This window comes from Tardiphaga sp. 866_E4_N1_4, from assembly GCF_052076075.1.
In the GTDB taxonomy this organism is placed as follows: domain Bacteria; phylum Pseudomonadota; class Alphaproteobacteria; order Rhizobiales; family Xanthobacteraceae; genus Tardiphaga; species Tardiphaga robiniae.
On sequence record NZ_CP197242.1, the window covers coordinates 833,983 to 848,239 of the forward strand.

Annotated in this window: 14 protein-coding genes; 8 read left to right on the forward strand and 6 right to left on the reverse strand. The window is 57.5% G+C overall.

Translation table 11 applies throughout. The annotated features are described in order from the left end of the window. Positions 1-394: 394 nt before the first annotated feature. A complete protein-coding gene (locus AB8B20_RS04270) occupies positions 395-757 on the forward strand; it encodes a hypothetical protein (protein WP_120289571.1) in 363 nt (120 codons plus the stop codon). A gap of 211 nt (positions 758-968) precedes the next feature. Then, entirely contained in the window at positions 969-1,379 is a 411-nt protein-coding gene (locus AB8B20_RS04275; RefSeq protein ID WP_120289568.1) for a response regulator, read from the forward strand. Positions 1,380-1,388: 9 nt separating this feature from the next. On the opposite strand, the gene AB8B20_RS04280 is transcribed toward AB8B20_RS04275, so the two are convergent. Further along, positions 1,389-3,311, reverse strand: coding sequence for an HWE histidine kinase domain-containing protein (locus AB8B20_RS04280; protein WP_120289566.1), 1,923 nt, complete (start codon positions 3,309-3,311; stop codon positions 1,389-1,391). Between the two features lie 376 nt (positions 3,312-3,687). Then, positions 3,688-5,019, reverse strand: a complete 1,332-nt coding sequence (locus AB8B20_RS04285) for a TAXI family TRAP transporter solute-binding subunit (RefSeq protein WP_120289564.1) — start codon at positions 5,017-5,019, stop codon at positions 3,688-3,690. 214 nt (positions 5,020-5,233) lie between these two features. Here AB8B20_RS04285 and AB8B20_RS04290 point away from each other — a divergent pair, with 214 nt between their 5' ends. Continuing rightward, entirely contained in the window at positions 5,234-5,548 is a 315-nt protein-coding gene (locus AB8B20_RS04290; RefSeq protein ID WP_120289562.1) for an HdeA/HdeB family chaperone, read from the forward strand. Positions 5,549-5,695: 147 nt separating this feature from the next. On the opposite strand, the gene AB8B20_RS04295 is transcribed toward AB8B20_RS04290, so the two are convergent. The 3 genes from AB8B20_RS04295 to AB8B20_RS04305 form a co-directional block, all read right to left on the reverse strand. After that, entirely contained in the window at positions 5,696-5,959 is a 264-nt protein-coding gene (locus AB8B20_RS04295; protein ID WP_120290313.1) for a hypothetical protein, read from the reverse strand. 74 nt (positions 5,960-6,033) lie between these two features. Next, on the reverse strand, positions 6,034-6,717 hold the full coding sequence (locus tag AB8B20_RS04300) for a hypothetical protein (protein ID WP_120289560.1): 684 nt from the start codon (positions 6,715-6,717) through the stop codon (positions 6,034-6,036). 49 nt (positions 6,718-6,766) lie between these two features. Beyond that, positions 6,767-6,940: a hypothetical protein gene (locus tag AB8B20_RS04305; RefSeq protein WP_170849664.1), complete on the reverse strand. Its 174-nt coding sequence runs from the start codon at positions 6,938-6,940 to the stop codon at positions 6,767-6,769. Between the two features lie 294 nt (positions 6,941-7,234). Between AB8B20_RS04305 and pflB the strand changes: the two genes are divergently transcribed. From pflB to AB8B20_RS04325, 4 genes are read left to right on the forward strand one after another with little or no spacing between them, the layout of a single operon-like run. Beyond that, positions 7,235-9,505 carry a formate C-acetyltransferase gene (gene pflB, locus AB8B20_RS04310; protein WP_439071782.1) on the forward strand — a complete coding sequence of 757 codons (2,271 nt, stop codon included), beginning with the start codon at positions 7,235-7,237 and terminating at the stop codon, positions 9,503-9,505. Positions 9,506-9,517: 12 nt separating this feature from the next. After that, positions 9,518-10,345 carry a pyruvate formate-lyase-activating protein gene (gene pflA, locus AB8B20_RS04315; RefSeq protein WP_093758490.1) on the forward strand — a complete coding sequence of 276 codons (828 nt, stop codon included), beginning with the start codon at positions 9,518-9,520 and terminating at the stop codon, positions 10,343-10,345. Positions 10,346-10,381: 36 nt separating this feature from the next. After that, entirely contained in the window at positions 10,382-11,986 is a 1,605-nt protein-coding gene (locus AB8B20_RS04320; protein WP_439071783.1) for an aspartate:alanine exchanger family transporter, read from the forward strand. Positions 11,987-12,017: 31 nt separating this feature from the next. Continuing rightward, on the forward strand, positions 12,018-12,887 hold the full coding sequence (locus AB8B20_RS04325) for a formate/nitrite transporter family protein (RefSeq protein WP_120289556.1): 870 nt from the start codon (positions 12,018-12,020) through the stop codon (positions 12,885-12,887). Between the two features lie 514 nt (positions 12,888-13,401). Here AB8B20_RS04325 and AB8B20_RS04330 read toward each other — a convergent pair. Then, positions 13,402-13,797, reverse strand: a complete 396-nt coding sequence (locus AB8B20_RS04330) for a hypothetical protein (protein WP_439071784.1) — start codon at positions 13,795-13,797, stop codon at positions 13,402-13,404. Here AB8B20_RS04330 and AB8B20_RS04335 point away from each other — a divergent pair. Further along, positions 13,787-13,987, forward strand: a complete 201-nt coding sequence (locus AB8B20_RS04335; protein ID WP_147421633.1) for a hypothetical protein — start codon at positions 13,787-13,789, stop codon at positions 13,985-13,987. The two genes, AB8B20_RS04330 and AB8B20_RS04335, sit on opposite strands and share 11 nt — an antisense overlap. The last annotated feature ends 270 nt before the right edge of the window (positions 13,988-14,257 follow it).

The following is a 14,257-nucleotide window of genomic DNA, read 5'->3' on the forward strand; positions in this document are numbered from 1 at the left end:
TGGCGATGCCGTCAGCCGATTTGCGCTGGCGGCGGCTCGAGACAGATAAATGCAGCGCCCCTTGATAAACTGCCCCCGGTCCGTGATCCGGGCTCGGGCCGATCGCCCGCTTCTCTTGTTCGTGACCGTGACGTGACTCGGAAGCGCCTGGTGCGGTGCGCGGCCGCCACCCATGCAGGCGCTGACGCCTGGAGCGCATTCACGAACAATAGCTGGAACGTCGGGCTCCAGGCTGACATATACCGCCAGAACGGCGGCCTGATCCCGACGATTACGATACAGGAGACTTTAACGCGCTCCGTGCCCGACGCTTCGCTGGCGACGACATCTTTCAACAACGTCATCGAAGCGGATTACGCTCTGAACGATGACGAGACGTGTGGAATCGTGTGGAATGCTGGCCGCCCTTCAATACACAAAGGTGGCAGCCGGTGCTGTCTTGGCCACCGTCAATGCAAATCTGATCGGCTACGTCGGCGGCTTCTACCAGTGGGACAACAATTGGAAGCTCACCGGTCGCGTCGGGGTTCAGTCTTTCGGAGGCGCACGGCTCCTCAATTTTAATCCAATTGCATCGTTCACTCAGCCACTACTTCGTATAGACCTAGACCAGTTAGATGACAGTGATAACCAATTGTTCGGCGCCTCGTTACTGGTCTCCTGGGTGCCGAAGCCTTCTTATCAATTGACCTTCAGAACACCGTTATACATTGTAAGGAACTTGACACTGAATAGCGTTCCTTCCACGAGGCTCTGAACTCGGAAATCTGCTGGTGAACAGTTGAAACTGGCGGGGATTTGCCACTTTACGATTGCAGCGACAAGGTTGTGGGCCTCAGAAAGGGCATTCGTCGGCATAGGCTTTCCCGCTTCCGGAACAAGCACGGATTTGAGCGTTAGCGTTCCGATAATCGCTGGCGTGGCAATGAAGACAGGTCACAACAGATACCATTGCGCAGGGATCCAACATGGCGCTGATCGGTCACCAACCCATTGCAAGCGGACCGTCGGAACTGAAAGGCACACATATCCTATTGGTTGAAGACTCTTGGCAACTCGGCAATGCTATGAAACGACTGCTTCGCTTATTGGGAGCGGATGTATCCGGTCCAGCTGCTACCATAGCCGACGCCGAGCGCCTGATTGCCGAAGATGCTCCCGATGTAGGCATCATCGATATCAATCTCCGAGACGGCGAGCGGTCTAACGACTTGATTGATCGCCTGCACGAACGTTGTATTCCCGTTCTCGTCGTCACAGGTTACTCGTCCGTCTCTCTACCTCCCGGCAAGGCCGAGGCCATTCTGACGAAACCCGTAAGAGCGGAAACACTTCTCGCGATGTTGCGCCCTATCCTTAACAGACAGAAGGAACGATGAGAGGTCCTTTCACGTGGCATCGGCTATGCCTGTTTTGAGTGGTATCTCGATTGTACAGGATATACCCTCAGACGAAAATGCAAGGTTGACCGTACCACCGAGCTCATGCGGGATGAGACTGCAAATGAGGCTTGTTCCGTATCCTTCCTGAGGCGGAGCCTCTACCGGTGGACCCCCTGTCTCGCGCCACACGATGTTCAAAACTTTCGCGGCGCCTCCATTGCTGCGGGAGCCCCAGCTTACGGACACCCTGCCTTCCGGGATCGACAGTGCGCCATATTTGGATGCATTCGTCACAAGCTCGTGCAACACCATCCCCAGCGCCTCAACTGCCACGGCATTGAGCGCGATATCGGGTCCGCAAGTCGTCGTGTTTGCTTTCGTCGCATAGGGCGCCAACTGGAGGCGGACAATATCCGCGACGCGAACTCGCTCCCATTTATTCTGGCTTAACAACTCATGGGCAATTGCCATGCTTTGAATGCGCTGATCGAGGGATTGGACAAATTCGTCCATCGTACTGCTGCCCTGTCTCGTGCACATGGCGACCGCCCCGACCCGCGCAAGCACATTTTTGACGCGGTGATCAAGCTCTGCCACCAGCAACCGTTGATGCTCCTCAGCTCGCTTGCGTTCCGTTATATCGCGGGTCAGGCCCCTGATGCATATGCATTCCCCGGCTTGGTCGAACTCGGCCGTTGCCGTTTCTTCAAGCCACATTTCCCGACCGTCGGGGTGCATCACTCGAAAGGTGATTGCATACGAAGGTTTGTCCGGCCGGACATTTTTCACCTGCGACTTGAAGCTAGCGCGGTCATCAGGGTGAACCAGCGCAAAAAAGCGAATTGTTGTTAACGGAACTAGTGTGTCGCAGCCAAGTACGTTCGAAGCATTTTCACTATGTCGCGACAAGCCGGTGCGAGCGTCCCATTCGAAGGCCATTACCGCACCGGCCTCCAACGCCTCTTCCAACCGGGCCGCAACCTCGCTAACCGCAGCCTCGTGCTCACGCCGCTCTGCGAACAGAGAGGCAAGAACCAGCGCGCAGAGCGACGTTGTCAGGATGGCGGCTTGCGCGCCCACGACGCGTTCGTCTATCGGCAGATAAGGGGTGCCGAAATACCCAATGTCAAAGGCTATAGTCCACACGATTGTCAGCGCAAAGATGAATGCTGCTGCCGCGGCGAACATCGGTTGGCAACGGGCCGTCAGCAGCAGCAATAGCGGGAACAGCAGCGCGATGGGAACCACATGCGTCCATGATCCGTGCGGCGGAAAGACAACAAGGGCGCCCAGCACAGTTATTGCCAAGAGCAGTAATGATCCTTCCACAGCCTCGTTTGCCGACGGCGGGTTGCGCACGGCCGCGCCAGTTCCGATCAGCAAAGGCGCAAAGGTTATGATGCCAAGCGCGGCTGACGCGAACCAGTGCTCCCAAATGGTCAAGATCGGTGCTGTCGAACCCTGGAATAATTTGAACCCCAAGATCCCGCCGATCCCCGAGATAGCGCTCGCGAAAACCGCTGCCGCGAGCAATTCGAGGACATGTCGCAACCGGTCGAGAGCGAAACCCGGACCAAATCTGTGCTCAATAAGGCCAGCGGCAAGCAATGCCTCACCGGCATTGCACAGAGCAAAGATGACAGAGCCTGCCAAGGTTCTGTCTCCCGACATATTGGCTGCAATCGTTGCCGCGGCCGTCCCGATAGCAACTGGCAATTTGGCACGGGGACCAAGCGCTATCAGGGCTCCGGTGGCAACACCGGAAGCCGGCCAGAACACGGCCACGCCATCAGGCTTTGTCAGCAGAGTAAGACCGAGCCGCGCCGCTAGAAAAAACGCGAAGCCAACCGCCACGGTCACGCCAATCGCGGTGACCCATTGCCGGGTCGGATCAACTGCCCCTAGCCGCCCCACGCCATTGCCAGTCAAGAGTGCCTCCGCCCTGGAATGATCCCTGCCCCAACATCAAAGCATGGGAGGCAATCCCCAGCTAGAGCGGCAGTTACAAATACGTTGCGACATTCGTTCTGGATCATTCTCGACCGGGCCGAGGGCAGTTACGGCGCTGCCCGAGACGTTCCCGAATTCTGAAACCGGAGCCACGAAATCCCACGGGGTCTGGCTGAGGTGATGCCAGCAACACCCCGCATTGTCCTGTTCTTGAAACGATGGAAGTCGACTACCTTTCGCGCTACTCGCAATTTTGCCCGATTGCGTTCGGTCGACCGAAGCTACGAGCGGTACGCCGCACACGGCAGGCAACCTCGAGAGCGGCGTGCGCTCGGGCAACGCGCGAGGAATTGCATTAGGCCTGTTCTCCAGACGCGCCAGTTCGCTGCGCCCCAACCAACAGCTTGCGATCATGGATCAGGTTTTCCAGCCGATGGGCTGCCACGTTTAGCGCAACAACATCGCGGGCCTCCTCATCGCTCGACGCGCGCTTTAATTGTTGCGTCTGAAGCACTCCGTCGATCTCGCGCTCGATTTCGTCGAGTTCAGCCTCATCGCTGCTGCCACGGATACGCCGTCCGAGTGCATAGAGTACATCCAGCGCCTCCTCTTGGGTCAGCGGCGGCTTCGCCCACAGGAACTTCCAGGATGCAGCGAACACGGACGCAAGCGCGCCCACGATCATGGGTACCAAAAAGATTATGTTGCCCCATTTGTCCAGAAAACTCACCTGCGTGCCGTTGTAGAATACCGCCGCCCCCGGGTGCGCCGGCAGATAGGCAGACGCGTCTGTATCGGCCGCCGAGACCTGAGCCAAGATCGGCAATTCGGCCAATAAGTCGCGCCGCGCTTTCATCACGGATTCCGTGAGGTCCGCCACGAGATCGCTGCTCAACGTCTTTTGGGCAACCAGATAGAATGAGGTCCGCAGCGTAGTGACGTCCTCGGCCGGATTGGGCGGAGAGCCTCGCAACGTACCTTTTGGAATTTCGAAGGACTCATACGCCCGCTCCTTCTGGGCAATAGCCGGAGCCGATTCGATCGGGATCAGTGTTGGGCCGGATTTCCCGGCCTGCGGGAACAGACTACGCAGAAGCGACAGATACTTTTCCGCAAGTGGCATCACGATCAGTATCGCGCGCACTTCCTTGGAGTCGATCATGCGTCGCGTGTCAGCCAGCCCAATATTCTTGAAGACGACCCCAGATCGCGTGAGGTCATACTCGTCGATCAAGACTTTTACGAGCCGCTGATTGATATCGCCGCCGACTACGCCGACGTTGGCGCGCTTCAGGCTTGCAATATCAGTAATAGGAGAGCCCGGTGGAGCGACCAGCAGAGCCACCGTATGCGTCACAACGGCGACCGCTTGCGCCTGCGAGAGGTCGCCAACGTCACCCCTGACCACGGCAAGATCCACCGTGCCGGAAGAAAATGCATCGGCCGCTTCGGCAGCGCCTGCTGCCTCAACGATGTTGAGCCGCACCGGCGCCTTCTGCTGCGCCAGCCTGCTAGCCAATGCAGCGACCAACCTGCTCGCCTCGCCATCCAGTGACCCCGCCGCGATGGAGAGGGTTGTAGGCCGGGCATGCCAGTGCCAGGCAAATAGCCCGGCGCTCGTCATCAGAACGACGGCGCCTGCGACCAACGTGATCCGCAGCCAGATGGGTAGCTTGATCGCGTCCATGCTGCGTGTCTCGCACAAAAACTCCTCCGCTGCGGCTCTGTGACCGTAAAAAGAGGAGTGTCAGCCTGCTGCCAGGAAATGACCGACACTAATGGACTCCTGACCAGACCGCCCATTGATTCAGATCAAGTCCGGGTAGCCGCAACCAGCGGAATCTGCCCGCCGAGGCATAGCGCAGCCGCTTGGTTGCGTATGAAACAACGCAGAGAGTGGCATGCATAAATTACTCGTTGCGACCACGGTCATATCATCATTGGCTGCGCCAGCCGCTGCAGAAGACAAGATGGTCGTCGACATGAGCAAGATGAGCTGCAGTGAATTGACCAAGCTCGGCTTCCAGGATTTCTCCGGCATCGCCATGTGGCTGAGTGGCTACTACAATGCGAGCGTTCGAAATACCACTATCGACCTCTATCAATTCGCGCAGGCCGCTAAGGTGGTGAAAGATTATTGTTCGACAAACCCGCGCGCAACGGTGGTGTCCGGCATTGAACGGGCGCTCGGCATCAAGATGCCACGACCGCGGTAGAGAGTATCGCTGCTAACAGCTATGCACGGACAAGAAGTCAGCATCGAGTGACCACTTTAGGCACGTTGGGATTTCGTGGAGCTGTCATCTATTCGTCGCCGGTGCTGGCTGTGGAGTAAGACAATAGCGATATCTCAGCGGCACAATCTATTTCGGAAGGCATTCCACATTAAATGCAATGATGATCTGCGCGGGGTCGGCCTTACCGACACTCTTAAGGTCTTCAAGCCCACTTTTCAACTTGGCTCCCGCCTCCTTTAAGCTGCCTTCAAGCATCAGCTTGGCCTTCTTGCATCGTTCCTCGTTGGAGAACTCCTGAAACACAACAGTTGGAAGAAGTCTCCATTCCGATCTGTCGTTTGTCACCGCAGGGCTCACTGAGTAGGAAAAGACGTACATCAGAATCCACATCGACATGCTCCATATATGATGTGATAGCGATGATGACCTAGCGTCTGTGCTACCATCAATAAACCCAATACGCCTTAATTTTGCGGCGGCAGCGCCTTCGAACTAGGAACGGGCCGCCTGTCGTACAAGACCGACGCGCTGACGACCAAGACCCACAGTGGGAAAACGAGCAAGCTTCCATCGAAGCAATTGCTTCCAAGCAGAAGAACAGCTGCGATGACATATCCGCCGACCGCCAGCCAACGCGGCGTCAAACGGGTATAGATAGCAATAGTCGATGTCGTGATCATGAAGACGGCCGCCGTCTTCGCCAAATAGATGTTGACCATCCCGTAGGCTAAGCCGCGCCCAAAGTGAAACGTCGCAGAGTGAATGAGCAACTCGGGCGCCGCGTGGAACGCGATGATGATCGCACCAACAACCGCGGCCGCGGCGAAAAGCATGGCCAACATCAAAAATCCGCTTCCTAAGAAGACCGTAGCAAAAAAACGATCTTCCCGTGCCCCGAGTCGATCGCGAAGAACTCCCAGGAACCATAGAAAAGCTATCCCGGCGAATGGCACTAGGTTCATGGCCAGCGTGACATAACCGGTGTCTCCCGCAAGCCAAGCTCCCCGCTCGAAAGGATCGGAGGGGACTGAGAGCCGCATGAGCCCAAACACTGCAAACAACAGGACCGAGAATATGATCCCGGCAAACGCCGCGGCCTTTGGCGTTCTCAGATATGCGTCCGTTAAAGGCGGCTCGCTCGGAATCACAGCGAAGCTCCCGAGAAGGAAGAGATCGAAAGTCTTTGTCTCGCAGGCACTAGTCGCGCTTGGGCGGCTGCTGACCTAGCCGCAGACGCTGCGCTCTCATTCGTTTTATTTCTTCATTCAGCGCATCGCTCTTTTCGTCGCGTACTGCACTATCCGATTTTGCATCGTTCTCACGCAGTTTACTCAACGCTTTCTCTACGGAGAGTTTGGGTGTTTCAGCCATTCGGAACCCTCTTTTAATTCACACACCGCCAAGAGCCGTTTCTCCCCTACAAGTTCGCAGCACATATCAGGCGGTCCCGCCGCATCGCTGCAAGACCAGCCCCCTAAACTGAGTGACCGCTCGGGCGGGTAAGACGACGGAGAGGCAAGAACTCTGTGGATACAACTGCGCTTGGCTCAGCGTTGGCTTGATCTAGATCAAGCATCGGTAGCTCGGCTGGACCAACATCCGAGACACTTGCTCGCGCAAAATCACCCCATCGGCACAGCGACCGAGGAAGCACCGGAGGAAACCATGAAAGCAAGTGCAGCACTCAGGAAGGAAGCTGACACCAAAGATTGCTGGAAGGGGTTCCGGCCAGGAGACTGGCAGACTTCGATCAATGTGCGCGATTTTATTGTCCGGAACGTTACGCCTTATACCGGTAGCGAGACTTTCCTGGCAGCTCCATCGCAGCGCACAAAGGCGGTATGGGCGAAACTGCAGCCTTACTTTTCGGATGAGAGAAAGAAGGGCGTGCTTGCGGTAGATGCGGCCTCTCCTTCCACTATGCTGGCACACAAAGCTGGCTATATCGATCGCGACAATGAAGTCATTGTCGGCCTGCAGACGGATGAGCCCTTCAAGCGAGCGATCTTCCCGTTCGGCGGCCTGAGGATGGTTGAGAACGGTTTGCAAGCTGCCGGCTTCGAACCTGACGCGCGCGTGCACGAGGCATTCACGAAATATCGTAAGTCGCACAATGATGGCGTGTTCGACGCCTATACGCCCGAGATCATGAACTGTCGGAGATCCGGGATCGTTACCGGTCTGCCCGACTCTTACGGGCGCGGCCGCATCATTGGTGATTATCGCCGTTTGGCTCTTTACGGGATCGACCGTCTCGTTGAGGTCAAGCAGGCAGAACGCGCCCAGATCGACGACATGTGGCCAACCGACGAAATCATTCGGATGCGCGAAGAACTCTCGGAGCAGATGCGTGCGCTCGGCGATCTGGCTGCCATGGCGAAGCTCTACGGGAGCGACGTATCCATGCCAGCAGCGAATGCACATGAAGCATTCCAGTGGACGTATTTCGCCTATCTTGGCGCGATCAAGGAGGCAAACGGCGCCGCGATGTCGATCGGCCGTATATCGAGCTTCCTCGATATCTTCATCGAGCGCGACCTGAAAGGCGGCATTCTGGACGAAACCGGGGCCCAGGAGCTCTGGGACCAGCTTGTCCAGAAGCTCCGCATCGTCCGCTTCCTCCGTACCCCTGACTATGATGCGTTGTTCAGCGGCGACCCCTACTGGGCGACCGAATGCGTTGGTGGCATGGATTTGGACGGGCGGGCTTTGGTGACCCGAAGCAGCTACCGGATGCTGCACACGCTCTACAATCTCGGTCCGGCGCCCGAGCCGAATATTACGGTGCTCTGGTCGACCAAGATGCCCGCGCCCTTCAAGCGATACTGCGTGAGAGTCAGCAAGGACACCTCTTCACTTCAGTACGAGAATGACGATTTGATGCGACCTTTCTGGGGGGACGATTACGGCATTGCCTGCTGTGTTTCGGCAATGCGCCTCGGAAAGCAGATGCAGTTCTTTGGAGCGCGGGTCAATCTGGCGAAAGCACTGCTCTATGCCATCAACGGCGGCCGAGACGAAGTATCTGGCGAGCAGGTCGCGCCTCAGTCGCAGCCCGTTGCGGGTGATTTCCTCGACTACGACGATGTGATGGGCAAGTTCGATACGACGATGGAGTGGCTCGCCAAGATTTACGTCCACGCCATGAACTGCATCCACTATATGCACGACAAGTACTTCTATGAGCGTCTGGAGATGGCGCTTCACGACCGCGACATCCTGCGGACGATGGCGTTCGGCATAGCAGGCCTCTCGGTGGTTGCCGACAGTCTCAGCGCTATGAAGTACGGGAAAGTACGCGTCGTGCGAGACGCGACGGGACTTGTGGTTGACTACCAGAACGAGGGTAACAAGTCGACGCCGCAGTTCGGTAACAACGACGACCGGGTCGATCAGATCGCCTCTAGCCTCGTCACGCGTTTCATGGAGAAAATCCGTAAGCATCCGACCTACCGGAACGCGACACACACCCAGAGCGTGCTCACGATTACGTCCAACGTCGTCTACGGCAAAGCCACCGGAAACACCCCGGACGGACGGCGGAAAGGAGAGCCGTTCGGACCTGGCGCGAACCCAATGCATGGACGCGATAGCCACGGTTGGCTCGCGTCCTGCCTCTCGGTCGCAAAGCTACCCTACAAGGATGCGCAGGACGGCATCAGCTACACAGTTTCGGTCGCTCCCCAGAAGGCTCATCTGTCGGAAGACCAACTCGTGGATGAAGCAGTCAAGGCATTCGACGTGTACTTCGATCGAGGCGGGTTCCATATGAACCTGAACGTCATCGACAGGGAAACGCTCGAGGACGCGATGAAAAACCCCGACAAGTATCCACAACTTACGATCCGGGTCTCGGGTTATGCCGTGAATTTCGTCCGACTGACGCCAGAGCAGCAACGCGACGTGATCAGCCGCACCTTCCACGGCCAGATCTGAGCGAGGTGCACCATGTCAACGGTGCAGACCCTGGAGCCGGGAAGTCGTCATGACCTTCGGGTCGGGATTTCACCCGACGCGCCCGATGAGGACAAATTCAAGGACCAGGAAGGCACGTTCGGATACTGCCATTCCTATGAGACGTCCTCTCGCTACGACGGGCCCGGCTTGCGCACCGTGCTGTTCGTCTCGGGCTGCCTTCTGCGATGCACCTATTGTCACAATCCGGACACTTGGCACCTTAAGGACGGCACCTACGTCTCGGCCGCCCACGTGCTCCGCCGCCTTGCCGATTTCGCGCCCTCCCTTCGGGCACTTGGCGGCGGGCTAACCATCTCGGGTGGCGAGCCGATGGTACAGCGCGCGTTTACCCAGCAAATATTTGCCGGCGCCAAGAAGATGGGCCTGCACACGGCTGTGCAGACCTCCGGCTTCCTCGGCGATCACGCGGACGATACCTATCTGTCCGAGATCGACCTCGTTCTTCTCGACATCAAGAGTTCGGATCCCGAAACATATCGTCGAACTACCGGCCGCGACATCGCGCCAACGCTTCGTTTTGCCGAGCGCTTGGCGTCGATGTCGAAGCCGGTCTGGGTCCGCTTCACCCTCGTTCCCGGCGAGAATGACGATCCGGCGAATGTCGATGGCATCGCGCGATTTGTCGCGCCGATGAAGAATGTCGAATGGGTGGAAGTGCAACCTTTCCACCAGATGGGCGCGTTCAAGTGGAAAGCGATGGGTCTCGAATACAAACTTGCTGACACGCTACCGCCCAGTCCGGATCTGGTGAACCGGGTGCTCGGACAGTTCCGTGCTGCGGGATGTCAAGCACGCTGATCAAACAATTGTTCGGCAGATTTGGGAGTAAGACACATGATGGATTTTGCGCGCGACATCATCGGCAGCCAGCCAATCTTGACGGCTTTTCTGGCGATTGGATTAGGCTACCTCGTCGGCCAGATCAGCATCGCCGGATTTTCCATGGGCGTCGGAGCCGTTCTTTTTGTCGGCCTCGGGATCGGGGCCTTTGCGCCAAAAGCCCAGATCATTGGTCCGATCGGACTGACCGGTCTAATCATGTTCCTCTACGGGATCGGCATCCTCTACGGCCGTCAGTTTTTCGAAGGCATGAGCGGAGTTGGGCAGAAATACAATCTGCTCGCCCTCGTTGCGTGCCTGACCGGCTTGGCCGTAGCGCTCGGGCTCGGGCACATATTTAACATCAAAATTGGTCATACCCTTGGGCTTTATGCGGGATCGATGACAAGCACGGCATCACTACAGGCCGCGCTCGACGTCATGAAGAACAAGGACCCGTCGATCGGATATTCAATCGCATATCCGTTTGGCGTCATCGGTCCAATTCTCTGCATCTATTTCATGACCAGGCTCGTTAAGCCCAAGTTCCCGGCCAAGGCCCAGCATTTTCATATGGGCGAAATCACTATCGGCGAGAACTTTTCCGGTGTCACGCTTGGAGACCTCGCCACTGACTCTCTCGCCGAGCTGCAGATCACGATGGTCCGCCAGAACGGCCGCAACGTCGTTCCGACCGACGGCACCATTCTGAATGCGGGAGACGCCCTGCTCGTCGTCGCCGATCGCAAAGAGGAAATCGCACTGGCGGCTGAACGTCTTGGCCGACTCGAACCGGGCCGGCTCGCGAGCGACCGCGCCGACCTCGATTACATCCGGGTCTTCGTTGGCAAGGCCAGCACGGTCGGCGTACCGCTTTCGAAGCTGCCGATGCCGCCCGGCGTGCCAGCGCACATCTTGCACGTGCGGCGCTACGATGCTGACCTCGTTCCATCTCCCGACCTCATGCTGGAGTTTGGCGACCGCGTCGGAGTGCTGACGCCGCCGGACAAGAAAGAAGACATCCGCAAACATTTTGGTGACTCCATCAAGGCGACTGCTGACTTCAGCTATGTTTCGCTCGGTCTCGGCATGGTGATGGGCGTCCTTCTCGGTCTGATCCCTATTCCGATTCCGGGCGTGGGTACTGTGACGCTCGGCATCGGCGGCGGCCCGCTAATCGTTGCGCTCGTTCTCGGCAAGCTCCGCCGCACCGGACCGATGCTTTGGACCATGCCTCTGCCAGCGAACATCGTTCTTCGGAACTTCGGTCTCGCGATTTTTCTCGCAACTGTTGGGGTGAATTCCGGACAGCCCTTCGTCCGCACCGTAGCGGAATCGGGATTCACAATGCTGTTCATCGGTGTTGCCATACTTCTGACGACAGTGTTCATCGTCCTCGTTGTCGGCCACTACATTCTGAACATCCCATACGATGACCTGGTCGGCGTGGCATCCGGCGCAACTGGAAACCCTGCCATCCTGGTCTATTCAACGAAAATGGCGCCGACCGAACGCCCAGACATCGGCTACGCCATGATCTTCCCATCGATGACACTTTTGAAAGTGATCGCGGCGCAGATCGTCGGGCTTTTGACGATAGGCAGTACAGGCGGGCAATAGCGCCAGTGACGACGATCGAGGAGGAGCAGGAATGCCCGATCGGATCCCCGCGCCGCAACCGGCTATCTTCAATCTGCAGGCTTACAGCCCGGCAGAAATCAAGGAAGCTGTAGAAAAGGTCGGTATAAAGAAGGCAACGCTACCGTTCCTGGCCTCCTTCATGCTGGCGGTCATCGCGGGCGGTAGCGTCGGCTTCGGCGCTCTTTACTACACGATCATTGCCAGCGACGCAGATCTCAGCTTCGCCACTGTGCGCGTCGTCGGCGGGTTAGTGTTCTCCCTCGGACTTGCGCTTGTTCTAGTTGGAGGCGCCGAGTTGTTCACGGGCAACAACCTGATCGTGATGGCGTGGGCGAGCGGAAAGGTATCTACGGCGGCGATGCTCCGCAACTGGGCCACCGTCTATCTCGGAAATTTCCTCGGATCACTTGGACTGGTTGTGCTGGTCTTTCTCTCTCATCACCCGGATATGAATGATGGCCGCATCGGCCTTTCGATACTGAATACGGCCGCCGGAAAACTTCGCCCCGATATGATGACACTGTTCTTCAAAGGCATCCTTTGCAACGTGCTCGTTTGCGCGGCGGTGTGGCTTGCTTATGCTGGCCGGTCAGTTACCGACAAGATCGTTGCAGTCATCCTGCCGGTGTCTGCCTTCATAGCAGCCGGGTTCGAACACTGCGTTGCCAATATGTATTTCCTCCCCCTGGCGTGGCTGCTAGTCCAAACCGGTCACGCGCCAGCGAATTTCGACACTTCATCCATCACAATGTCCGCGATATTCCACAATCTGTTGCCGGTAACGCTCGGCAACATCATAGGCGGCGCCGGCTTTGTCGGTGTCGCTTACTGGGCAATCTATCGTGCGGCGTTCGGCGCATCGCACCGAGATCAGAAATAACAGGCGCAATCTCCACGCTCGAATCGGCTTACCAACATGTCGCCACAGCCCAACCATCGGCAATCCTATCGGACGACCGCTTCGGACGCGATACGGAGCGGCCTGTTGAGCCGAACGCTTGCCCCAGCGACCGCAATTGTGACCGCAATGCTCCTCGCGGCCTTGGCCGCCGTCGGCAGCGTAGATGCAGCGACGCGAGCCAAGCCCAACCAGATCCGATACAAGTATGTTGCGCCAACGGACCCGTCGCACCAGGCGATCTACGATCAGATCGAGCAAGGCCGAGCCCTCGAGCTCCTGCAGCAATTGCTGAGCCCTCTCCGCCTGCCCCACCCGCTCACACTCAAAGTCGCGAGTTGCGACGGCGTTCCCAACGCCTGGTACGAAGATGAGGTCGTCACATTATGCTACGAACTGCTGGCAGAGATTTTGAAGAATGCGACGACGCGCGATCTCTCTGCTGCTGGGGTCTCCAAAGCCGACATAATTCTTGTCATGGCGTCGGCGCGGCAGTTCAATACCTCCTTAGCATGCCGTGTTCCACGCTTATGTCGCCGTAATCGGCGCACGCCACTTTAGGCGCTCTCCTCAAGGCCGCGAGCACTCGATTGGTCGTTTTTCCAGCCGCCTCTGATACTTCAGGACGGAATTTACTTCGGTCGTAATCCTTGGCATCGTGGGCCTTTATAGCAGCGTCATAAGCCTCGATCATTGCCATCGCCGCATCAGCGCTCCCGAGAAGCTTGGCCCCTTGTTGGACGCCGCCGACGCCATTGGCCTCGTAGCCGGTGCACCGTTGTTCGAGCACCGCGGCTGCGGTAGCAAGTTGGTCTAGGAACGTCGATTCTGCGTCCGTCAGCGTCTGCATCTGCACCGTCACGATTATCGGGAGCAGTGCGATGGTCGCCAAAGTGATTTTCATCGTCTCGGTCCTCCCTACGGCGGTCGAAAGATTCAGCTACTGCTCGACGCCAGCATCCGCAAACCCATTAGCACCGAAGTATGAATTATCCATCGACGTCAATAGCGCCAAGCAACTCGGTCTGAGCGTGCCGCCGGCGCTTCGCGCAGAAGCACCGAAGTCATGGAAAAATCAGTGATCGCTTTCCATGTCTGCTGTACATGTCATTTTGCTTGGCTGCTGGATCAGTCGCCATGGCAGCGTGTTATCCTTGCATTAAAACCACGGCCTTTCTCAAACCAGATATCGTCAACAGTTGCGGTCGCACAGTCCCAACTCAGTCCCCTCCACAGAACCTGCGGACCCATGACGATGAATCGCGTTCCCTACTCTCAGCAGTAGCGCCGCAGCGCGTCATCTTTGGCAACGGTGCCGCCGGTCGGGTCGGAGACAAAACCTTTGATCTAGG